The following is a 24,460-nucleotide window of genomic DNA, read 5'->3' on the forward strand; positions in this document are numbered from 1 at the left end:
GCGGGGCGCCCGCTCAGCACTCGTAAACCGCCTCGAGCACCTTCTGGAGGCGGCCGCGTTCGGTGGCATCGGCAATGGAGCCCTTGAGTTCCGCGAGCGCGTCGACCCAAAGGGTCTTCTGGCCCGGTTCCAGCTTTCCGCTGTTGGCGGTGATGAAATCCGTCGCGTCGTCGAACTTGCCGGCCTTGATCTGGCCGATGGTCCTGAGCAGCGAAACGGTGAAGTCGAACTGCTTGTGCTCCGCCTCATTCGCGCCCAGCCGGACCGCCTGGACCAGATCGACGAAACCGCCGGTGCCTCCGGCGGAGTCCTGGGGGCCCTTCAGCTTGCCCGCTTTGTCCAGTCGAGCGACCGCCTGCAGCAGCGCACGCGGCCGCGCTTCCGGCGCGGCCTCCGTGAACTGGACCACCACCTCCTCGTGCGGGCCGAAGCTCAGCAGGGGTTTGACCAGTGCGACGTTCATGCTGGCCGGGACCCGCTCGGCCATCCTGGCGGCATGTTCCAGGTGTGTCGCGTTCGCCAGGTCCGGGCGCGACCGCAGCAGGTCGAACCGCTCGCGTACGCCCTGCGCGCCCCACACCAGCGCGCCGAAATCGTCGGGTACGCGCTCGACAGTCGGCTGGGTCAGGTCGCGTGCCGCGGTGACCAGCGTCGAATCGATCTTCGACCAGGTGGCGTCCGCCCTCTCGGCGGTCACCGCCGCCGAGGTGGCTCCGCGGACCTTCCAGCTGTTGTCGAAGCTCGCCCCGGAGAGCCCGCCGGAACTCTGTGGCACCTGGTACACGAGAGCGACGCCGTACGTGCTGAGCAGCTTTGTCAGGCTGAGCTTCCCGACGCTCCTCGCGCTGCCGGACACACCGGCGTCACCCCGGCCACTGGTCACCACGATGGGCGTCTTTCCGGCTTGGGCGAGTTGTTCCAACCGCTCGTTCAGCCACTCGAACACGGGTCGGTCCACCGCCCCGTCGCGCGCCGTGCCGAGCCATACAAAGTACTGGTTTGAGTTTGAGTCCAGGCCCGCGGTGGCCCGGAGGGCTTTCGGCGGAGGCGACGCCCCGACACCGGCCACCCAACTGTCGCTGAGCAGGTTCGGTGGTATGTCCGCGGACGGCCGCTCGATCCGGGCGAGAGACGTTCGCAGCCACTCCGGTGCCGGGCTGAGGCCGCCGTCGCCCGCAGGAAGGCCGTGTAGTGCGCCCCCGGGAAAATCACGCCACGGCCACATCGGCTCCAGGACGTCCATGATCTGCTGGAGGTCTGCAGGACGGACCTCCAGCCTCGCGTCCACCGGCTCCTTGCGGCTCGGGGGTTGATGGTCGGCCGCGCCGATGGAACGCAGCACCTTGTGCGCGTAGAACGCCGGGGACTGACCCCATGCCCAGCCCTCGTCGACGTCAGCCGTCGGTGAAACCACCGGCCTTACGAGGTGCGCCTGCCCGGCATCGACAAACTGCACCTCGACCCGTAGTTGACGGTCGGCCATCGGCAGCTGGTGTCCCGGCTCGTTGAGGTGGGACTGCACCCCCTCGGTCGTCAACTTCTTGACCTTCGACACCGCCTTCGGGTCTCCGGTCAGGTGCACCCGAAGGACGAACGTCAACTCCTTGTCGCTGCGCACGAGTTCGTACCACACGACGGGTTGAACAGATGCGGGTCTCTTGCCCTTCGGGTCGGCGTGCGCGCCCTCCGACACCAGGGGCATGTTGGAGATGTCCACCCGGCTCGCGCCGGCAGGAGGACGGAGCGCGTGCATGCCCGCGTCCGCCTGCCGGAGCAAGCGGTGGAACCGATCGGCGGTGGAGGAAGAAACCGCTGACGGTTTGTCAGGACGTGCAGCGCTGCCTGCGACGTAGTCGGGAAATTCCTTGGTGCGGCTCTCCGCCGGTACGACGGCCGCCAGCGCCTCGTCCGGAATTCCCAGCGCCCGGGCGTCCGCCTTGGACACGACGATGTCGGTGTACCCGATTGCCGGGATCTTCTGCACGCCGCGCTTCCCGGGCCACGTAACCTCGTACTGCAACCGGGCGTGCACGACGAACAGGGCCGTGCTCGTACGCAGCCACGCTCGGTGCTCGTTCCAACGCGTCTGGTCGGTACCGCGGGTCGTGCCTCGCTGCGTACCGACGGACCCGGTGCCTCCGACCCAGTTGACCAAATCCGGCGCGCCGGCGACTGTGATCGCCCCGACCATATTTGACCGCAGGGTCTCGGAGGCGCCGTGGCCGACGAGATCGGTGCCGTGGTCGTACTTCTCGATCTCCGCCTTCGCCACCCAGTAGAGGTCTTCAACCTCGGCGACGCGGGCCTTCACAATGAAACCCCTGGATCCAGCGTCGAGGTCCGCAGTCGCAGTCGACAGCGATCGGAACCGGGCGCCCTCATCCGTGAGCATCGCCCTCAGCTTCTTGGGGAACGTCTCGTAGTTGAGTTGATACCTGGTGTCGTTCAACGTCCCGGAGCGGGCGAGGCCGGCGGAGGAGATTGCCTCGTGTATCGCACCGAGCCCGCGTATGGAGAGGACCTGCGCTGTCTCCGGCAGCGTCCGGCTCAGACCGAAAGCAGGGCGGGGCCGGTCTGCTCCCAGGGTGGTGGAGCCGCCCGTGGGTTCGCTGACGAGGAGCTTGACGGTGACTTCGAAGGGCTGGTCTTTCCGACCCGCGCCGACGATCTTCTTCAGTGCTGCCGTCGTGCCGGGTGTGGTCTCCTTGATCGTGCCAGAGAACCTCACGTTCTGGGAGTAGCCGGTCAGGTTGTTGACGCGCGCACCTGCCATCGTCAGCAGGTTTGAGCCGTGTGTATCACTGCGGCCGGTGGCCCGGGTGAATCCGCCTACTACGGAAGCAGCCACGAACCCGAGGTCGAACCCAGACTTCGTGTCGCCCTCTTCGGGGTGAAACGGCTGGCCCAGCCCGCCAGAACTGCCGACCACAGCGTTCGCGCTGGTCCAGCGGCGGGTTTCGTTGAGTGCGTCGTTTCCCCGGGTGTAGGACTTGGTGCCGGAACCGCTGTCATGACTGCCCGAAGCCTGGCCCACCTGTTCAGCCCTCAACGTTATCTGGAACGTTCGTTGATCGTCATCGACGTAGGGCTGGGACATGCCACCGTCGAGCGCCTTGCCCATAAAGGGATTCACGATGGCGGGCACCGAGGTGACGTAGTTGGCGAGCCCGGCGGATTCGAACGGCTCCGCCGCCTTCGCCAACGCCTTGACGAGCGGGGCAACGCCTGTCTGCTCGTTGCCACCACTGAGCAGCATCTGCCACACCGTCGCCCCGTGGGACGAGTGCTGTTGGCCAGTCGACGACCTCACCGCGCTCGTCAGGGTGGCCCCCGGCGGCGCGGTCGATTTCGCTGCTGCTATCTCATCGGCAATCAACTCGGCGTTCTTGAAGAGACGGGCGTACGGGATCACGTCGGTCGTCTTCACGTTCAGCAACACCTCGCCCGCCACCCATTTTACGGTTTTGCCCACCTGGATCCGATGGACTACCGCCGAACGGACGATCACAGCCGAGGCGTCCTGGAAAAGGCCCGAATACTTACCCACCGTGTTCGACTTGACGGCCGCCTTTCCCCTCCCCTTCACCCGGGCAGCGGCGCCGGTCCCGATCACCAACTCACTGTTTCCAGCGTCGCTACTCGGCGCGTCTTCGATAACGGGTTTCAAGCCGCTCTTTCCGATGAATCCGCCGGCCCCGCCTCCCGCCTGCCACAGGTTATCCGCACCGGACTCCTTGCCAGCCTGGGCCTCGGTGACCTGCTGCGAGTAGGGCTTCCACACTTTCACGATCTCTGGAGTCCCTACCAGTGCGGCGGTCAGCCCCGCCGCGCCGCCGCCGACCGGTATCGCCACGCTCGCCCCCGTCAACGCCCTGAGCAAGAAGCCCTTGTAGGCCTGCCGGCTCAACGCATTCGACAGAAACGCCTCCAACTGCTGCGCCCGCACCTCCGGATCTGGCTCCAGTTTTTCCTGAACCCGAGCGAACCGCCCGCGCACTCCGTCCGAAAATGCCCGACTGCGCTCGTCCGCGATCGCCTGCGCCATTGCTGACTGCAACCTCTCCGCACCAAAGGTTCCGAGTACGGTGTAGGCGGTGGCGTCTATGCTGGTTATCGGAGACTGCGCATTCGGATCTTTCATAACACGCTCCATGAATTCAACCGACAGGTTCTCGGTGGTCATCGGTGGAACGTTGCCCGAGCCGGGTTCGATGACGAGCCTGCCCAGGCCTTTGGCATCTCCGGTGTCGTTGAGTTTGTCCGGCTGCAGGATGAATGCCTGCGCGTCAATTGTGCCGGATTTCGTCTTGTCAGGGGCATTACTTGCGGGTTTGACCGTCCAGTGCCAGCGAATTTCCGCCTTGAAACTGCGGCTTTTCATCTTTTGGCCGTCGGTGTCGGAGAGCACCGAACTGGACTGCGTCCGTCCGACGTTCTCGGACTCTCGAGAGACATACTGAGCGTTCACTGTGCCCTGCATCGAAACGCCGCCTGCGCCCCCGCCGGCACCGGCGGAAAATCCACTTTCCCGGGCCGATACCTTGGCATCCTTGAGGGTGGTCGTCTCCGTATTCATGTGACCGTACTGCAGCTCGTAAGCGGTCTGCTTATCGTAAGAGGAGCGGAGTGTTTCCGCCGTCAGGGTAACGGTGAGGGCTTTCTCCATGCGGATCGGCGAATCGGGATGCCTGAAGATCCAGACGATACCGCGGCCGTTCAGCTGGGAGTCCAATATATCGTCCGCCCTGGACAGGAGATTGTCCTCCGACAACTCACGAATGATCATCTGCCAGTTCCGATAGTCCAGGCCGGGATTATTCTCCAGCTTGCCGGTTACCGGCATCTCCTGCAAGATGGCCCACGGCGTTGTGGCTCCGCCACGTGCGGTGGTCGCCGCCTTGGGAAGGTGCCCTCCCTTGACCAATTCCGGAACGATCGCGTTATAGAGACCCTCAACGCCTTCCAGACGATCTACGACGTCCATCGTCAGGCCCCAGCCAGCGCCAGGGGTCCACCAGCGGGGAGTCTTCGTCGTCTTCCCCGACTTACTCGCGGCAGCAGCGATCTCGTCGGGCTTGGGCTTAATGGACGAAGGCGTGGAGGCGCTGGGGGTGCTCACCTTCTTGAGGTCGTCCTCATGCACCAGGACGTGCGCGAAGCCCGACAGATTCTCGTGGTTTTCGTAGTCCACGTGCTCACGGCGACCTGCCATCAGGTCCTTGTCGCGGTGATGGTGAATTCTCAGCTCCAGGTCGAAGTCGATCGACGCCACCTGCAGGTTGTCGACAATCCGAGTGGCGCGGGTGGTGAAGGTCCGTCTCTGCTGGCTGAACTGGCCGACCTTATTGCCGAAGGGCTTCTGAATGCGCCCGCCGAGCCGCGCCACCCGAGAGCTCCAGAGCCGCGCGAACTCGTTCGCCGTCACACGGTGCGTGGAGTCGTTGTCCTGAGTGACCTGGGTCCTGAGCACGGAGGCCCGCACCCGGTCGATCCGGGTCTCCCCACTTCTGCTCACCTGACTGATCTTGGTGAGGCTCGTGATCGGCTTGTTGTCCTTGGCACCGAGGCTCAAGCTGAGGCGACGGCCGTTGCTCTCGAGTAGCACCCGGAACGTCTGCTGGTAGCCGCGGTCGCCCTTGGGACGCATGAGATTCTGGAAGTTCAGGGCAAGCTCATCGTTGGACAGGTATCGCTCAAGGTGCGTTTTCCAGAAAGCGTAATCCGCAGGCGTGAGAATTTTTCGGACGGAGGCGATCACCCGATCCGCGAGTTGGATCCGGGTGACAGCATGATCCATGCTCCACACCTCGAAATCACTTGGATCACTGATCGGGATTACTTTCCCGTAATCCGCGTCAGTCTTCGCTTTCAGCTCATCACTTTCACTCTGCTCTTTCGAGTAGGGCAGGTGGAACTCCGGCACCGCGTATCGAATTTTGTTCATGACCGGCGTCCCCATGCTGTCCGTGAAGACCCGCTGGATCCACCGACCGCCCTCTTCGTCCGTGGTGAGGGTACCCTCCCGAACCTTGTTGACCACGGCCGGAACGCCCGCGAACTCGGAAACGGCGTCGCGCTTGCGGTGGTACGTCCTGCGCTCCTGAACGCGCAGTGCCCAGTTCACATCAAGGGTCACCCATCCCATGTTCTCCTTGATTCGGACTTGCTGGTACTTGGCCTTCGTTGTGCTGCTGAGAGCCCGCTTCCCCGAACCGCTGCTCTGACCATAGGTCAGCGTCGTGTCGGACCGCACGCCCAACAGGTATCGATGGGCCGGACCGATGTCGCCGAAAATTGACCGCGTCTGCGCCTCCGAGTTTGCCGATTCGGAAAAGCCGTAGGTACGGCCTTCCAGCGCGCCCGGGAACAGGCCGCTCTTGCCGGGAAGGCTTTCTGGTTCGACCTCCGGTTCCCGGATCGGAATCGCCCAGAGTCTGATATCGTAGATCCTGCCGTCGACGGCAATCTCCAGTGGCGTGCCATCATCGAGCGTCTGGCCAAAGAGCGACGTGATCTTACGCGCGACGACATCCTCGGTGATCTGATTACCGCTGAACGGCACAGACTGGTTGATCCAAGCGGTCAAGTCGGATACGAACGGACCCAATTCGATAGTGTGGAAAGCGGTCACCATCCGGCTGTAATCCCGACCTCCGCCCCCCACCTCCGGTCTGGGGCCGGGCTTGTCCGTGCCGGGCCGCCACTCCTTGAGCGCGTTGTTGGTGAGATCCTGCCGGATCTGTCGATGATTGAATGGTTGGTCGACGCCGCCGACGCGCAAGGAGGACTCGGGGCGTGTCAAGACGGCGAGGTCCCGCAGCACATCCGCGGTCACCCCGTCACGGCCCAGCAGTTCCCGCGCCATCTGCTGGTAGTGGAAAACCCCCAGGGCGGTGTAGCGGCGATCCCACGATTTGGCGTAGAGCCGGCGCCGGGTCGCGACCAGTCGTTTGAGGTCCTCGTCCGGGACGCTCACCGGAGGACTCGCCGCCTCCAGCAAAGCGCGAAGTGCCTTCACCTCCCGGTTGCGGTCCTGGTCCCGGTCGCCGTTTTCGAGCTTTCCCGTGATCCGTTTCGTGTGCGTGGTGGAGACAGACTGCGTTACCTTGCCAACTCCCGGCAAACTTCCGGTCCGAGAGATCAGCCGTTTCGGCAGGAGAGGTTTTTCTTCCCACCAGGTTCGCCGAGCGTTTCTCTCCTCGGCGATGCGCCCCACGTTCCGCAAGTTCAAGGAGACATCGCCATCCAGCTTGCCACGAATCAACTCCGCCAACACGTCCAGCGGCAGGGGGCCAGGCGGGCGATTGTCTAAATGCGTCTTCGAGTAGCGAAGCTGGGCCCAGTCGAGGAACACGTCCGAATCGCGGATTGCTTTTTCGTAATCCGCCCCGGAGAGGTTCGGTACTTTGTCGAGCAGGCGCAGAGCGAGCCTCAGCAGCTCATGCCTTCGATCGTCGGTCGCCTCTGGTTTTGCACCTTTGATATATCTCGCTACCTTACGCTCGATGCTGCCCTGCACGCCCGTCCGCTTCCGCGTCTCTTCGAGGTCTTGCTTGAGTGTCGCGTAGCCGTGCCGTCGGCGCAGTGCGTCCAGCCCTACAATTTCGCCCTCGGTGCGCTTTTCGTACGCCTCCTTGGTGTACGCCGTCAGCGTCGCCATATGCTCTTCGGTGACCTGAGCCGCCGATGGTTCGAGAATCGTCCGGACCATCGGGATGAACTGGTGGCGCGCGGCAGGCGTCGACGGCGTGGGGGGCATCCGGGTCAGTGGTATGGATTCACCGTGTCCCGCCTCGGCGGGATGAATGTCCTGCTCGACGCTCGATCGGCTACTGCCCGTTCCCTGCATAGCAGCGTTCAGCGCCTGGATCTCGACCCAAAAATCACGGTGCAAAACGCTTCGGAGCAAGTATGCTGCTCGTCTCTCCGGGTCAGCCGTGTCGCTCGCCTTTTTCTCGAACGACCGGGCCGCGCTTTCACCTTCTTGCTGCCACTTCTGCAGCGTTTCGTGATCCGCCTCGAAGATGACATCTGTGACAGGCCTGTTTGGCAGATCCCGGGCTTTTCGGGCGTCGGCGACCTCCTCACGTAGGCCTTCAATGTAGCTGTCCAGCTCCTTGAAGCCGTTGTCGTCAGGCGACACCCGCTGGCCGCCGAGCGTCCCTTTGATGGTCAGGGCCACGTCATCGAGCCAGGATAGTTCCCGCTCCGACAGCGCAGGGTCCGGAAGTGATACCGAGAGGGAGTCCGGACGCCGAGGCAGCGGCGCCGACGCCTCCAAGCCCCATGGGTGCATCCGCACGGACATTTCGTACGTGCGATCGGAGGCAATGGCGGTGACCTTCGCCTGCTGCCACTTTGCGAGACCGTCAAGATGCGACATCAACTCGGCGTAGGTTTTGACGGCCACCGGCGCGCCGAGCGCGGACGGCGGGTCCGCAGCCCATGGCGGCAGCGCGACGGCCACCGAACGCGGTGCGCCGATCTCGACGTTGTCGGCCGCCAAGCGCAGTTGGCCGCGCATCGGCTCATAGCCGCTGGCTGCCTGACCATCCACAGCTGCGGTGAGGTCTGCCAGCAGGTGCCTCTGAGGTATCACCCGGACACCGGTCGCGGAAACCGAACTGGTGACGCTGCGCTCGGTGGTGATGGGCAGAAACCGGTCGTCGGCCGGATCGACCAGATCGGCCCGTTCCGGCAGATCGAGGTACACGCCGAAGTGGTCGGCTGCGGACAACGCCGCCTCGCGACTGATGATTGTGCTGAATTCCGGGGAAAGGCTTACCGATAGGCGCGCGACAACCGACGGCCCCTGGAGCCGTAATGCCGCTCGCACACTTTCCGCACCCAGTGCGTCTTGGTGCATGTGTGCCTGCACCAGGCCGGTGATTGGCTGCACACCTCGAATGTGGGGAGGCACGTCCGTAAGGGTGCGTTCGAGCCTGAGGTAGATCCCGGAAGCGACCGGAATGAAACCGTGGAAGCAGATTGGCGGAGTGAAGGAGCCGGGCATCAGACACCAGCCTTATCGTGACATGCGGCCATGAATTCCCGTAAGCTCAGCAACTGTGCTTTGGCCTCCGGAAACATCGGCACAAAGACATTAATGATCATGAAATGCCAGAAGACGCGATCAGTGCCGGTGAGACAGTCAGTGGCCTTGAGTCGCTCGCGCCAATCGGCTGGGAGCCCGCCGACACGTCCTAAATCAGCGATCAACGCCACCATGGCGGCGTGCGCGCGGTAGATCTCGGGCTGGCCCGGACGGCGGGCCGCCCGCTCCTCCTCAAGCTCCCCCTTGGCTCTCACCACCGCCAGCACGTCAGCGAGATCAACCTTCGTTATTTCAGGATTTCTCGTGGCCTGCAGCAATTCCCGCAACCACAGGAGACCCGTCACATAGTCCCCGACCGCCTGGCCGAGGCGGGCCGGGTCCAGGGGGCGCGAGGTGAGATAACCGAGGAACAAACTGGAGTCGGCCGTCTGGGTGTGCGGTTCGATCGCATCCATGAGCGAGGCGTGCTGCGGTTCCAACGGATGCTTACCGCCAAGTTCGGGGTCTTCCTTCGCCCGCAACCCCTGCTCGATCAAGGCCAGGTGCGCCTTCAAGGTCAGATTCGGACGGTAGAATGGATGGTCTTTGACCTGCCCGACGCCATACCTGGACGGCCGCTCGCCGTTGGCCACACTCGCTGATTTCAGACGAGTCAACTCCCGCACGACCTCACGCGTGAACAGCTCGGACGAGTGCTGCTCCAGGTATGACTCGACGCCTTTCCACGTCGGCTTATTGATGAGACCTGCCACCAATTCCGACGGACGAGTTTTTGGCGGGTCGGCAAGCGCCGCGGCTCGCGCCAACGCACCTCCGGTCAGGCTCTGGTATTGCTCCGGGTAGCTCGACCGGGGCCCCTCCACAGTCCAGAACCTCTCGAAGCCAAGCATCGTCGGTTGCACCGATGACCGGCCGTGCTGGTTGACGACGATCGCTTTCAGTTGGTCGTTGTCCTCCGTGGCGACGACCACCTTGAGGGCGGGGTTCTTCTCCAAGAGGTGATGCAGGCTGTTGGCGGTGAGTTCGTCCAGAGTGGTTCCGTGCTTTGACGGTGCCCCGCGGCGGACGTTGACCAGGACGATCGGGCCGCCAGGGCGGCCGAGTTGCCGCATGATCTCCTTGGTCGCGGCGTACGGCCCGTCCGGGCCGAGCAAAATCGTGTCGCCGCTTCGTCGGGCGTTGGCCGACAGCCGCGGCGTCCACGTCGGCTCGGGCGGCAGTTCCGGCTGGTACGGCAACCCCTTCGGCCCGACGAGCACGAACTCGGTGTGCGGGTCCTCCAGGTTGGCTGCTCTCTCGTCGACGGCACCATCCAGGACCACCGGAGCGACCGGCTGCGTTCCGTTCGCCCACGCCAGCTTTCCGGTGTGGTCCTTCACCATCCAGAGCGACCCCGGCGTACGACTCTCGAAAGGAGCGTGAACCAGTGCAGCGGACGCCCGACCCGACTTGAACTCCTGCATTACGTTCGCCAGAGGCATAGGCCTCGGCTGCCCGTCGAGGGCGGCGTTCAGGCCCGATCGAGACAGTGGACTCGTGGAGGCGAGCAGTTCCGCGATGGGCAGCTGTGGCAGGTCGTCGAAGGTCGCGTAGTACACGCCGGCCAGAGGCGTGAGATCGCCCGATACGAAGCCGTCGCCGCCGACTGTCGGGCTCGCACCGGCCGCGGAATAGCTGACCAGCTTGGCCACGGACGGTGGTTCGGTCCCCGTGGCCAACTCGCCGAGCTTTTGGCGGTTCGCCACCAGCGCCTCGGGCAGCAGGCGGTAGGCGGTAGCTGACCTACCGGTAGTACCAAGCTTTTCGGTCGACTCGACCGGCACGAGACGGGCTTTTAGGGCCGGCGGCACGGCTCCGTCGACGGCACTTTCCGGTACTCCCACCACGATGCCCAAGCGGTCCTGCAGCCTGATGGCGCTGGTCAGATCCAGGAGCCCGAAGGTCTTGGACGAGAACGGGACCACCACCAGCTGGCCGTCGGCGGCCACCAGATCGTGTAGATAGGCACGAAGATTTTCGGAGGGTTCGTCGGGAATGATCATCGCGACCCCAGCTGGGGGCCGGGTCTGCCTGGCCAGGTCATACACCCGGCTGTCGATCGCCCTCGAGCCCGAGATGTTCCCGTCTATGACCGCGCTGGAGGGCGACCGATTCGGATCACTTTGGTACACGAACACGCCGAGCCCGGCCATCGTGAACCATTCAGGGCAGTCCGCCAGGACATCCACGCCGCACCTCTTCCACTCCGCCGGTCATGGTCGACGGTCGTCCTGTCACAGGGACGCGAGCAAGTCCTCTCTTCACACGACACCCACCACGGCCGGCCCGGTCTCCGGGGCGTCGTAGTCGGGGAGACGAGCGACCATCACACGTTCGCTGCCGCCCGCGGCCCACAGAGGGCTCCGCTGAAGGCCGCGGCATGGGTCGGCTCGGTCGGATGCCCCTTAAGGTCGCCCGCGCTGTCACAACTGCCGCGATAGCGGTGATCCCCGATGGGGACATTGCGGAAGTCCTGTGCCAGAGTCTAAGGGTGGTTGAAGGTTCAACTTATCCTCCGGGACTGCCGGAGCCGGTTTCCTCCATGCCCGCGGCCCCCTCCGCGCAGGCTTCGGAGGCGGACGAGGCCGCTCTGCGCCACCTTCAGCAGGTCCACGGTCCGGTGCTGCTCAGCTTCCTGACCCGCTTGACCCGCGGCGACGTACGCCGGGCCGAGGACATCGTCCAGGAGACGCTGCTACGCGCCTGGCGTGATCCGGAGGCTCGCAACGCGGAAGGCCGGTGGAGCCGGGCGTCGCTCTTCACGATCGCGAAGCAGACTTTCATCGACCAGGTCCCGGCGACCGAGGCCCGCCCCGGCGAGGTGCCCGACGAGGACGTCGAGACCAACGCTCACACCGGCGGCGATCCCATCGACCAGACGCTGGAGGCCGCCGAGGTGCGGGCGGCGCTGGCCGCACTGCCGGAGCGGCTGCGGATCACGCTTGTCGAGATCTACTTCCAGGAACGGTCGGTGGCCGAGGTCGCCGAGGTCCTGGACGTGCCGCCGGGAACGGTGAAGTCGCGCACCTCCTACGCTCTGCGGGCACTGCGCGAGGCGCTGCCCGGACGCGAATTCGACATTGGGGAACCGCCGGCGGAACGCGGCCGTCCGCGGAGGGCATGACACTCCCCCGCGGAACGAGCAGATGAGTGGACGGTTCCCGCCCAGCGCGCGCTCAGGCCGCGGTGCGGCTCAGCCGGCGAGGGTGGCTGAAGTGGCCCAGCTCGATCGCCATCCGGGTCAGCTCCGCCTTGTTGCTGACGTTCAATTTCGCGCGGATCCGCTTCGCGTACGTGTTGACCGTCGCCTGCGAGAGGCCCATGCGGGTCGCGATCTGCGCGTGCGTGAAGCCGGAGGCGATGAACCGCAGCGTCTCGACCTCCCGCGGCGCCAGGCCGTTCTGCTCCTCGCCCCCGCCGCGGGCGAGCTCACCCTGAAACTGGTCGACCAGCCGCGGGCAGATGTAGAAGCCACCGCGGACGATCACCCGCACCGCCTGCCGCACGTCGGGCTGCTCGCTGAGGCTGCTGAAACAACCCCGTGCCCCGGCCCGGACGGCGGCGAGCAGGCTCGGTGACCGGTCCCACGCCGCGCTCACCAGCGGCCGGCCCACAGTGGCCGCCCGCGCGATGCTGTCCGTGCCGCCTGACGGCAGCTCCAGCACCACCGCGTCGAACGTCTGCCCACCGGCCAGTAGATCGCCGACGTTCGCGACGGTCGCCGCGACGCGCAGACCGCCATCGTCGGATGCCAGCTTTTCCAGACCAGCCCGGGAGATGGGCTGATCGGAGACGATGGCCACTGTCAACACCGGGCTCCTCCAAGTTGTCGCGCCCGTCTTCACGGGCGCCACTGAGACGGATGCCGGCCCCGCCCGGTTCACGAACCGCAAAAAATCCGCTGACGTCCCGGTCGGTCGCGGTGGCGATGCCCCCCGATGAGGGACTTTCCCTTGCCGTACGGATCAAGCATGCTCGCCTGGTGTCTCGCGGCGCCCCGGCGTTCGGCGAGGATGGGCAGAGAGCCCGGCGAGGGCTCTGACCAGTGGAAGCGGACCGGGGATTGATATCTGTGGCGGACGGTACCGAGCACGTCGAGGAGTTGCTCGGGCTCTATTACCTCGACCAGCTCGACGCGGCCTCGGCCCAGCGGGTGCGCACCCACCTCGACGCGTGCGCGACCTGCCGCGACGAGGCGGCGCAGGTGTGCGAGGCCCTCGGGGCGATGGCCCTGCTCCTCGACGACCGGGAGGGGCTGGCCAGCATGTACGGCGCGCTCGGCACGTCGGTGCCACCGGCGTTCCCGGCCCGGTTCGCGCCGATCGAGGAACCCGAGGAGCCGCGTTCCTGGGTCGGCTGGCCCCGCCGGCCCGGCCGCAACCGCCCCACAGAGTCCGCAGCCGCGACTGATGGACCGGTGCCCGCACCCGCGCCGCCCGCACCCGCGCCGCCCGCACCCGCGCCGCCCGCTCCGGCGACGCGCACCGCCGTGGCGCCGGCCAGGGAAGCTCCCCCACCCACGGCGCCGCCCGCCGCGCTCGTCCTACCGGCTGCGCCACCCCCTCCCCCGTCCGCCGCTCCTGCTCCGCCCCCGGCCGCACCCGCCGCGTCGGCGGTATCGCTCGCGATGCCGGCCGTCGCACCTGTCGTGCCGGCCGTCGCACCTGCGGCTGCCGCCGCCGAGCCGGCTGCCGCGCCGGTGAAGCCCAAGATCGCACCGGAGATGCGTACCAAGCCCGTGAAGCGGCCGACACCGTCGACCGCGCCTGCTCCCACACCCCTGGCCACGCAACCGGCTGCGGAAACGCGACCGGTCCGGCGTACGCAGTCGTTGGTTGTTTCGATCGGGTTGCTTGCCGCGACCGTCACGATCGGCGCAACCGCCGCGACAGCGATCCTGCGCGAGCACACGGGCGAGCCCAGCGCGCCAACGGCCCGGGCCGCCGTGAGCGCGGCGGGCTCGACGACCGACGTGGACAGCGGGGTGCGCATGACCGTGACGCTGACCGCGAAGGACGGGTTCACCGAGGTGCGCGCGAAGCTGACCGGTCTGACCAAGGGGACCGGTTACCGGCTGTACGGCTACGGTCCGGACGACAAGCGGTGGGCGATCGTGAACTGGACCGGCGGGACGGGCAAGCAGCAGGAGGTGTCCGGTACGGTGCCCGCGGCGATCGCCGGCATCTCGCACGTGGCGGTGCAGCGCAGCGACCGCAAGACGGTGGTGACCGTCTACTTCTCACACGACGGCGAAGCCGAGATCGGCCCCAACGGCGGCTGAGGCTCAGGCGGTGCTGGTGCCGTCCGGGACGGTGGAGTTGATGTCCGCGCCGGCGTAGATCTGGGCGGCGTTGTTGAGCCTGCCGACGAACTCACCGACCAGCCCGAGCACGGCGCCGCAGCCCTGCAGCAGCTGGAACTGGCTGTACTGCATCTCCGCGGTCTGTTCCGGGTGCGGGTCCACCCAGTTGATGTAATAGCCGCCGCCGCTGTCGGTGAAGCCAGGCTCGCGATAGATACTGCTGTACGCGTCCCCCTCACGCCATTCCGGATTCATTTGCGACTCTTTGCTGGCCCAGAAGACCCAGGCCGACCTGGCGATCGCGGTGTCGCGGAAGTGCTCGAAGTCGGCGATCTGGCCCGCCGTGGCCTGAAGGATCGTCGTTTCGGCGTCGTACATCTGGCCAGGGCTGACATCGTAACTACGCAGATCCGGTTCGCCCGGATCACCCGTGGGCGCGTTCGGGTCGGGCAGCAGGTTGCCGTGCTCGTCAACCGGCTGACCCTCGTTGTTGGTGTAGCCCCCCTGACCATCCGAGGTGGGCGCCTCGAAGCCGATGAGGTCCTCGTTCTTCCCACTGACGTGACGCCCGGTCGGCCATTCCTGGGTCAGATCGACAGGGACGACAGGGGGTGCAGAGGGCTCGGCATCGCTCATACCTACACCTTGCGCGCGTGCTGGGGTGGCGGCAACGTCCCTCTTGGTACGACCCACAGCCGGCTCGCTACCGGTGGCGAGCACAACGGCGAGCCAGCACGCGGCGGCCCTGGCCAGCGTGCGCGCGAAGCTGACCGGTCTGACCGACGGGACCGGTTACCGGCCGAGGCTCAGGCGATGCTGGTGCCGTCCGGGACGGTGGAGTTGATGTCCGCGCCGGCGTAGATCTGGGCGGCGTTGTTGAGCCTGCCGACGAACTCACCGACCAACCCGAGCACCGCGCCGCAGCCCTGCAGCAGCTGGAACTGGCTGTACTGGATCTCCGCGGTCTGCTCCGGGTGCGGGTCCTTGTACGGGGCGTAGAAGCCGCTGCCGTCGTCGTAGGGGCCGATCCACTTGACGTTGTTGTTGAGCGGGACCCCCTCATGGGCGACGGGAATCGTGTCCGACTCTTTGCTGGCCCAGAAGACCCAGGCCGACCTGGCGATCGCGGTGTCGCGGAAGTGCTCGAAGTCGGCGATCTGGCCCGCCGTGGCCTGAAGGATCGTCGTTTCGGCGTCGTACATCTGGCCAGGGCTGACATCGTAACTACGCAGATCCGGTTCGCCCGGATCACCCGTGGGCGCGTTCGGGTCGGGCAGCAGGTTGCCGTGCTCGTCAACCGGCTGACCCTCGTTGTTGGTGTAGCCCCCCTGACCATCCGAGGTGGGCGCCTCGAAGCCGATGAGGTCCTCGTTCTTCCCACTGACGTGACGCCCGGTCGGCCATTCCTGGGTCAGATCGACAGGGACGACAGGGGGCTCGGAATCGCTCATACCTACACGCTGCGCGCCTGCTGGGGTGGCGGCAACGTCCCTCTTGGTACGACCCACCGGCGCCGGAACGGGGTCTGGGACGCTGCCCTGCCCCGTGGCTACGGTCGACCGGGAGGGTGAAGTCCAAACTACGGAGCGTGCATGGTGAGTGACGGTGCAACCAACTACGACGCCTCCGCGGTGCGGATCAACGTAGACATGTACTACATGCACCGGTCCGCAAGCGTCTATCTCGCTTCGCTGGTCACCAACCTCCAGGACGACTGGAAAGAGATCGGAAATACCTGGGACCAGCTCAAGATCGGCTGGCTCGGGGAGAGTTCCGAGGCGGCAGACACGTTCAACGAGCGCCTCAAAGACGTGCAGAATCGACTGTTCGGCACCCCCGACCCGGCCGACCCCACCAGGGTGCAGACGCCGGGCATCCTCGACCAGATCCGCTACGGCGCCGTGATGGCTGCAGCGAACTACAACGCCGCCGAGCACGCCGTGACAGACATGTTCGACAACTTCGTCCACGCCATCGCCGACGAGGGCGAGGGCGGCGGGGAACAGCAGGACACCAAGATGCCGCCGATCACCGTGGACTACAACACCAACCCGTATCCCACGCCGAAGACCGACGGCTGACGGCTGACGACGCGTCGTGTCGAAGGAGCGTAACGGGCACGCGAACCCCGAGGAGCTGCGCAAGCTCGCGGCCGACTGGCGTGCACAGGCCGATCGGCTGGAGTCCCTCGGTGGCACGGTGATGTCGGCCTTCAACGGCATCGAGTGGTTCGGGTTCGCATACCTCTCGGCGTCGATCGCGGCGAACGCGGTGAACGTCAAGCTGCGCAAGATGGCCGAGGCGGCGCGGGAATTCGCAGACTTCCTCGACGAGTACGCCGCCAAGGTCGAGGAGCAGATCAAGCGGGAGAGGGCGGCCGGGATCATCCAGGCCGTGCTGGCCATCCTCGGTCTGCTCACGATCGGCCTCGCGTTCGTGCTGGCACCCGCGCTCGCCGCCCTGTCGAGCCTGCTCGCCAGCCTGCTGCCGGCAATGAGTGCAGTGGCCGGACGGATCGCCACCATGGTGATCGACTTCGCGCTGGGCTTCCTGACGTTCGGTTCCATGCAGGTCGCGCTGGAGTTCGGCACCCGGGGAGTCGTCTTCGGGGCGATGGGCCTGCCGATGGAGGTGGGCAGCTCGGAGATCCTGCTGGGCGTCCTGCTCGCGGGCGGGCTTGGCGGTCTGTTCTCGATCCGCGGTCTGTTCTCGAGCGTCAACTCGGTACCGCAGCTGGGCCCTCGCGGCGCCCCGCCGGTCCCGAAGATGCAGGCGCCGAAGATCACCAGGCCGGAAAGCGCCAACGGGCAGCTCGCCAGCTCGGCGCCGGTCAAGGGCCCGGACATCACCAACACACCCCGCGTCAACGACGCCACGCCTGCGGTGAGCGCCAGCGACATCACGGCCGCGCCGGTGGTGCCGAAAGGCAGCCACACCGCACCGACCGTGTCGGCCTCGTCCGCCGGCGACGCAAGCCGGCTGGCGGTCGGTGCGCCGGGCGGCTCCAAGTCGGTGAACGCGTTCACCCAGCAGACCACCGGCCACGTCAACCAGCCGCTCGCCGCACCGCACACCACCACGACGACAACGGCCGTACCAAAGGGTGGCACACACGTCGACGGGCCGCGGATGGCGAACCTCGACCGCACCGATCCCCACGTCGGCGCGCGCGGCGACTTTTCCCCGCAGGCCAACGCCCCTGCCTCGAACGTCGTCCGCCAGCCGGCCCCGCCTCAGATGACCGAGCGGGGCCCGGTCGCGACGGCCCAGGGTCGTGGCATCTCCCCCGAGTCGCCGACCACCGGCCAGACGATCCACGCCACCCCGTCGACCGGCCCGGCCACCGTGCCGCACGGGCCGTCGCTGCCCCCCGCCATGCGCCCCGGCGGCCTGCCCGAGACGTCGGTGCTGAGCAGCGGCAACCACCTGATACCGCCGACCGGCCGGCCCGGCGTCACCGATTACGTGCCCGCCAACACCACCCCGCACACCGTCGCGCCAGCCGCGCCCCGCAACCTCGAGCGCGTACAACACGAACCCGCCCCCGGCACCGCGAACCTCAGTCACGACCTGAAAAACACACGCCTCGACAAAATCCTCGAAACAGCCCCCCGCATCACCCCCGCCGACACCACCGCCGCCCGCACCGCCGACGGCGCCGCACCACAACACACCGCCGCGCCAATCGAGCCAGCCACACCAACCGCGCCCCGCAACCCCGGACGCGTACAACACGAACCCGCCCCCGGCACCGCCAACCTCAGCCACGACCTGAAAAACACACGCCTCGACAAAATCCTCGAAACAGCCCCCCGCATCACCCCCACCGACACCACCGCCGCCCGCACCGCCGACGGCGCCGCACCACAACACACCGCCGCGCCAATCGAGCCAGCCACACCAACCGCGCCCCGCAACCCCGGACGCGTACAACACGAACCCGCCCCCGGCACCGCCAACCTCAGCCACGAACTGAAAAACACACGCCTCGACAAAATCCTCGAAACAGCCCCCCGCATCACCCCCACCGACTCCGCCGCCCTTCCCCGTACCGCCGACATCGCGGGGTCCGCGCCGCGGTCTGGTGATGTGGACACTGCGGTGGCTGGGCATTCCGATCGGTCGGCCGCAACGGGGGTCGACTCGCGCCTGCTGGACGCGTCGGCTCCACCAGCACCGGCTTCGGTGCCTGCGGCCACGCCCCGGGTCACCGCGCCGCCGACCCCAGGGCGTCAGCTGCTGCGGACCGGCCCCGACGGGAGTACCGATCTTGTGCGGGTTTCGGCGGAGCCGGTGTTCTCGGGTGTGGGGCGACGGATCGGCAACGATTTTCCGGGCCCCAGCCTGCCGGGGCCCGGCAAGCCGCTCGCGAACCCGGCCCAGCCCGCCGGTCCGGACAGGTCCTACTCCTACACGGAGCTGCGCGCCGACGGCACGATGGGCCCGACCATGCTGCGCCGGGGCGAGAACGTCCTGCACTCGAAGCCGTTGAGCGGCGGGACGCAGGAGCAGATCCTCAGCTACTCCGCCAGCGGCAGGTCGTGGGACGTCAACCCGGTCGCACCAGCGGCTCGTCCGGCCACGGCTGCCCAGCCCACGCAGATCCTCCGGCAGAACCCGGACGGCACCGTGGACCTTCTGACGTTCAAGAAGCCGCCCACGTCGGTGCCGATGGTCAAGCCGCGGCCGGGCGAAGCGAGTTTCCACGACCTGGACGGGCCGGGGGTGCGCCGCGGCTGGCATTCACGCTCGATCGGCCCGGATGAGTGGTTCACCGCCAAGCAGGTCAGCAAGCCGGAGTCGACCGGGCAACGGCTCGACGGCACGGAGGTGTTCTTCCAGCGTGAGCCCACGTCGCTGCTGGTCAAGGACCAAGCGAGCCACCAGTGGACGCCGCTGGGCAGGACCGAGGGCGTGGTGGCGCCGCCGAAGGGCTGGGGCCGAGCCCCCGACGCCCCGCCCGTCACGGTTGCCAAGCCGGGCGACAACCCGTCGTTCAGCAGGGAGGGCACCGGCCAGGGCACGCCGTCGGACAACGCCCACTACCGCTGGAGCAAGGAGAACGGCACGGTGGAGCCGGTGAAGGCGCCGGCCACGTCGCTCAAGGTGGCCGAGATCGGCACGCAGACCCGGTCGGTGGCCATCAACCGGTGGACGGCCACCGGCGGCGGGGGCGGCGGCAACGGGATCGACTCGCTGCGCATGCTGCCGGACGGCACTCTCGTTCCGGCGAACCCTCGAACGATCACCACCGAGCAGATCAGATTCGACCCCAAGTCCGGGGCGATCACCATGGACGGCGCCCAGCCCACCGGTGGCCACTCAAACGGCGGCGGCGGTGCTCCGGGTTCGGGGGGCGGCGGCGCTCCGGGTCCGAGGGGTGGCGGCCTGTCCAGCCGCGGCCCGTCTCACGGATCGGCAACGCAGACCGGCGACGGCGCGCTGACCTTCGTCAAGCCGCCCAGCACCGCGGAGAGCAGCGCCGCCGCAATGGCGCGGGATGCCCGCACCCACGCCGGCGCGCCGGGCGAGCGGCCCGACCCGGGCCACACACTGGGCAGTGACAAGCCCGCGACGCGTCCCGGTGCCGGGATCGGCGGTCCGGCGGAGGCGAAAGCAGCCCGCACCCTCATCAGCAGCGGCGACGACGGCCAGGTCGTGCTTCTCACCCCCACCGAGGCGCCGCGCAACGTGCTTCGCAAGCCGCAGCCCGAACAGATGCCCAGCGCCGAGGTGCGGGCTCCAGACCCGACGCCCGGTGGGCACCCGGCAGCAACCACCCCGGTCGCCCCGGCGCACGACCCTGTCCCCGACACACCGACCGCCGCGGTGGCCCAATCGGACGCAATGGCGCAACCGACGGCACCGCCGGTCGTGGTGGACTCGACGCCGACGCCAGCACCGCCGGCCGTGGCCGACCCCACGCCAACGCCAGCACCGCCGGCCGTGGCCGACCCCACGCCAACGCCAGCACCGCCGGCGGTGGCCGACCCGACGCCGGCACCGGCCATATTGATGCGGGCGCCGCTCGCCCACGAGGAGCCCTACGTCACCGCGATGCCCGAGGGCCTCTCGATGACCGTCCAGGGCAACGTCGTGCACCTCCACACCGGGACACCCCCCACCCGACTGGTGCTACGCCCCGGCCCGGAACTGACTGTCGTCGTCGACGGCTCCGTGACCAACCTGCCGACCATCCGGGCCGCGCTGACCGCGCTGCGCACCTCGCAGCCACCCGTATCAACCATCGAGTTCGTCGGCACCCGCCAGCAAGCCATCACGCCGCAACGCGCACAACAGATCGCCGACCGGCTGCTCACCGGCCTGCCCGGCAACCCACAGATCAGCCTGCTCGCGTCCGCGTTCACCGACGCTCCTGCCGGGGCACCAGCCACGACGTCGTACCGATTCAGCGCTTCGACGAACCCGACCCCAAGCCCCAACCTCCCGACCGCCCCGACGCACGCCCCTGTCCTCGATACACCGACCGCCGCGGTGGCCCAACCGCAGGCAATGACGCAACCGACGGCACCGCCGGTCACGGTGGGCCCCACGCCGACGCCGACTCCGGCACCGCCGGTCGTGCAGGACCCCACGCCGGCATCAGCACCAGCACCAGCACCAGCCATATTGATGCGCGCGCCCCTCGCCCACGAGGAGCCCTACGTCACCGCGATGCCCGAGGGCCTCTCGATGACCGTCCAGGGCAACGTCGTGCACCTCCACACCGGGACACCCCCCACCCGACTGGTGCTACGCCCCGGCCCGGACCTGACCGTCATCGTCGACCGCCCAGTGATCAGCCTGCCGCTCATCCAGGCAGCGCTGGCCCAGCTGCGCCCCTCGCAGCCACCCGTATCAACCGTCGAGTTCGTCGGCACCCGCCAGCCCGTCACACCAGAACGCGCCCAACAGATCGCCGACCGGCTGCTCACCGACCTGCCCGGCAACCCACAGATCAGCCTGCTCGCGTCCGCGTTCACCGACACCCCCGCCGGGGCACCAGCCACGACGTCGTACCGATTCAGCGCTTCGACGAACCCGACCGCGGGCCACAACCTCAGCCGGCACACCGATGCCGCCCAGTTCACCGAGGCTGTGGTGGCCGAACAGGAGCTGCACGCCGCCGGGCGCGACGTGGACAGCCGGTTCCACGCCGCCATCCGGCAATGGCGGGACGCGCATCCGGAGCAGGCCGACCGCCTCGACGAGGTGCTGCCCGCAGTGCGCACCACGTTCGACGCCCGCACCGAGCGCTCCTGGCGGCAACTGTGGGAGACCGGCAGTGTCGGACGCGGCTGGGCGACCGAGGTGGATCGGGCCGCGCGCGAGCTGCCCGCGTTGCTGGACGCTGCTGTCGCCCGGCCTACCCCGGTCGAGGCCCAGGCCGGCACAACGGTCGACGAGTCCGTCGCCGGGCTCGCGGACGACATCTTCCGCCGCACGGTCAGCACCCTCGAGTACGAACGCGGGCTCGGCGTGCTCGCTGGTCACCTGGCGGCGATGCAGGCCGCCTTCCGCACGAGCATGCAGGCGACCCGCGACCAACTGGGCGGCGACGACTGGGACGAGTACGTTGCCCAGCAGTGGACGGACCTGCGCGCCAACCTGGTCGCCGCCGACCTGGCGGTGGCAGCGGCCCAGGGCGCCTCGCGGGCTTTCCACAGCCTTTTCGCCGACTGGGCCGGCCGTCCCGGCGCGCTCGACGCCACGATGTCGACGCACGCCGTACGGCTGCTCGGTTCGCAGTTCGCCCGCGACCACCTCGCCGCGCACGGCGGGCACTTCGTCGGGCTGGAGGCGTTGCAGCAACAGGCGTTCAGCGACGCGCTGGCCGAGCTGCGCGACCCGTACACCGAGATCTCCGCGCTGAGCCAGGCCGCGCGGACGCAGCAGTGGACGGCGCAGCAGGACATGCTGCGCACCGACTACGCCAGCCGGATCGACACCGCGCGGCGCGTCGAGCAGTTGCGGCCCGATCTCGTCGGCGCCTTCGGCGACGCGGTGACCGACGCGGCCGCCCGGACCGAGCGGAGCCCGCAACTCGCATCGCTCGACGGGCTGCCCGCCGAGGTGGCCGACCGGTTCCGGGCGGAATTCGTCGCCTCCGGGCGCCGCCTGTTCGACCAGGTGTGGGCGCCGGTGATCACCTCGGGCCCCGGCGGCGACGACTCGGCATTCCAGGCGGCCGAACACGAGTGGCAGATGCGCTACGAGCGGATGCTGGCCGCCATCCACGGCACCGCGTTCCTCTATCTGCAGAAGCACCGCCACGAGGCGGCTGTGCAGGCCGCCGTGCTCGAGGCCCGCGACGCGGACCGGGATGTGCCGGACTCGGCCGTGCAGGCCTTCTACGACGATGCCCAGGCCAGGCTGCGCACGGCCTTCGACGAGTCGGCGGATCCGACGGCGGTGGAACAGTGGGAGGCGCTGGCCACCACCATCGAGGCCAGCATCCCCGGGTACTTCACCGAGGAAGCGCTGCGCCGGCACGCCCACACACCCGCCGAGGGCGACGACACCAGGCCGCCGCTGGAAGCGACGGCGTACGAGAGCGCCGCGCGCCCGGTCGTCGACCAGGCTCAAGCGGACATCCACGCGGCCCTGCACCGACCCGGCCGGGACATCGACGACGCCACCCGGCAACGGATCACCCGCCAACTCGACGCCCGCATCCAGGAGGCCAACAGCGCCGCGCAGGCCCGGGCCGAACGTGGTGGCAACACACCGACAGTGGTGGCCGCTGCGGTGGACGGGCTGCAGGGCACGCTCACCGATGTGGTCCGCTCGGTGCCCGTCCTGCTGCTGCACCACGCGGTGCTCGGCGAGCAGGTGCGCGCCGCCGGTTCCGCCTTCGGTGACCTGCCCGCCATCGACCTGCCGGCGCCGGTCAGCGAGACGCTGGTCCGGTCGTTCACGCTGGACTGGCTGACCGCGTACGACGAGCTGTTCCGCGGCGAGGCGATGGCCACCACCGGGCTGCACGAGCTCGCGGAAACCGTCACGCTGACCCCGCCCGCCCCACACCCGACCGACGAGGCGCCACGCACGGCCCCGTCCGACGCGGCCCCCGCCCGCCCCGGCCACCCGGTCGCGCCCACCGATCCGGCGATCGACCGGCGCACCACACCTGACGACGCACACGGCCCGTCCCCACTTCAGCAGTGGGCGGCGCGGTGGCTGGTGCGGTGGCACGTACGCCCCGAGGGGTCCGTGCCGCCCGCGCCGTTCGGTCTGCGGAAGTCGCCGGACGGAACGTACGCGCTGCCCGACGGGTGGGTGATCGAGGACCTACCGTGGTACGCCTGGGCGCGCCCGGCGCAGGTGAGCGACGAGGACGTGGCCACCTGGATCCGCGCCGGCGGGTTCGCCGGAGACGTCCGTTTCATCGTCGGCGAGCCCGGTGTGGCCGTGCCGGCCAGCGTCACCGCGGCCGGGCTGGACCTGCTCGCCCAGGTGCCCGAGGTGCCGGGTGAGCCGGTCCCGGTGCTCTGGCTCAGCGACTCCGAACTGACAGATCCGGCGACCGATACCCGGACGGCGGCGGACACGGCGGGCGACACCCTGGCCGCGAACGGGCACGCTGAGATCCGCGATGCTTTCCTCGCCGAGACCGACCAGGTCCGCCGGAACGCGCTGCTCGCCGGGCTCCTCGGCGAGGGCGACGAGGTGCTGAGCGCCCTGCCCGCACTGCACACCGGCCTGCCAGTCGTGAAAGCCTCGGACGCGGCGATGGCGCGGTTGCTGGGATACGCCCACGGCGCCGCCCGGGGCGAGCCCCTGCCGGTCGCCGAGGTGCACGCCGCGGCCATGCGTCTGCACACCGAGACGAAGACGACGCTGATGGACGGTCTGCGTCTGCTGGCCGACGCGAACCCGGGACGGAGGCAGGTGTTGCAGGCCCTCAGCGCGCTGATCCTGGACTGTTGAGCGGGCGAGCGGGAACCGAGATGGGACCAGCTCGATCCGCGGGCCCGCACACCACCATCCATCGCCGAGGGCCTGGCCCGGCGCGCCTCATGGAGCAGGCCGGCCCGGAGATCCCTCCATGCTGGAGCGCCGGG

Annotated in this window: 9 protein-coding genes; 4 read left to right on the top strand and 5 right to left on the bottom strand. The window is 68.0% G+C overall.

The window, feature by feature from the left end:
• Positions 1-13 precede the first annotated feature (13 nt).
• Together ABZS77_RS23605 and ABZS77_RS23610 are read right to left on the bottom strand one after the other, a co-directional pair.
• Complete coding sequence (locus tag ABZS77_RS23605; protein WP_354826548.1) at positions 14-9,013, bottom strand: hypothetical protein; 9,000 nt, start codon at positions 9,011-9,013, stop codon at positions 14-16.
• Entirely contained in the window at positions 9,013-11,283 is a 2,271-nt protein-coding gene (locus tag ABZS77_RS23610) for a hypothetical protein (RefSeq protein ID WP_354826550.1), read from the bottom strand. The genes ABZS77_RS23605 and ABZS77_RS23610 overlap by 1 nt, the downstream gene beginning before the upstream one ends.
• 353 nt (positions 11,284-11,636) lie before the next feature.
• Between ABZS77_RS23610 and ABZS77_RS23615 the strand changes: the two genes are divergently transcribed.
• Entirely contained in the window at positions 11,637-12,218 is a 582-nt protein-coding gene (locus ABZS77_RS23615) for a sigma-70 family RNA polymerase sigma factor (protein ID WP_354826552.1), read from the top strand.
• A gap of 52 nt (positions 12,219-12,270) precedes the next feature.
• Here the strand turns inward: ABZS77_RS23615 and ABZS77_RS23620 are convergent, their stop codons facing one another.
• The gene (locus tag ABZS77_RS23620; RefSeq protein ID WP_354826554.1) at positions 12,271-12,906 is read right to left on the bottom strand and encodes a response regulator transcription factor; all 636 of its coding nucleotides are present in this window, start codon (positions 12,904-12,906) and stop codon (positions 12,271-12,273) included.
• A 260-nt stretch (positions 12,907-13,166) separates the two neighbouring features.
• Here ABZS77_RS23620 and ABZS77_RS23625 point away from each other — a divergent pair, with 260 nt between their 5' ends.
• Positions 13,167-14,375 carry a zf-HC2 domain-containing protein gene (locus ABZS77_RS23625; protein ID WP_354826557.1) on the top strand — a complete coding sequence of 403 codons (1,209 nt, stop codon included), beginning with the start codon at positions 13,167-13,169 and terminating at the stop codon, positions 14,373-14,375.
• A 3-nt stretch (positions 14,376-14,378) separates the two neighbouring features.
• On the opposite strand, the gene ABZS77_RS23630 is transcribed toward ABZS77_RS23625, so the two are convergent.
• Both ABZS77_RS23630 and ABZS77_RS23635 read right to left on the bottom strand, forming a co-directional pair.
• Positions 14,379-15,032: a hypothetical protein gene (locus tag ABZS77_RS23630; RefSeq protein ID WP_354826560.1), complete on the bottom strand. Its 654-nt coding sequence runs from the start codon at positions 15,030-15,032 to the stop codon at positions 14,379-14,381.
• 170 nt (positions 15,033-15,202) lie between these two features.
• Positions 15,203-15,847, bottom strand: coding sequence for a hypothetical protein (locus ABZS77_RS23635; RefSeq protein ID WP_354826562.1), 645 nt, complete (start codon positions 15,845-15,847; stop codon positions 15,203-15,205).
• 141 nt (positions 15,848-15,988) lie between these two features.
• On the opposite strand from ABZS77_RS23635, the gene ABZS77_RS23640 reads away from it, so the two are divergent.
• On the top strand, positions 15,989-16,477 hold the full coding sequence (locus tag ABZS77_RS23640; RefSeq protein WP_354826564.1) for a hypothetical protein: 489 nt from the start codon (positions 15,989-15,991) through the stop codon (positions 16,475-16,477).
• Between the two features lie 16 nt (positions 16,478-16,493).
• Positions 16,494-24,326 carry a hypothetical protein gene (locus ABZS77_RS23645; RefSeq protein ID WP_354826566.1) on the top strand — a complete coding sequence of 2,611 codons (7,833 nt, stop codon included), beginning with the start codon at positions 16,494-16,496 and terminating at the stop codon, positions 24,324-24,326.
• Positions 24,327-24,460 lie beyond the last annotated feature (134 nt).

The organism is Micromonospora sp. NPDC005298 (assembly GCF_040607375.1).
GTDB lineage: Bacteria > Actinomycetota > Actinomycetes > Mycobacteriales > Micromonosporaceae > Micromonospora.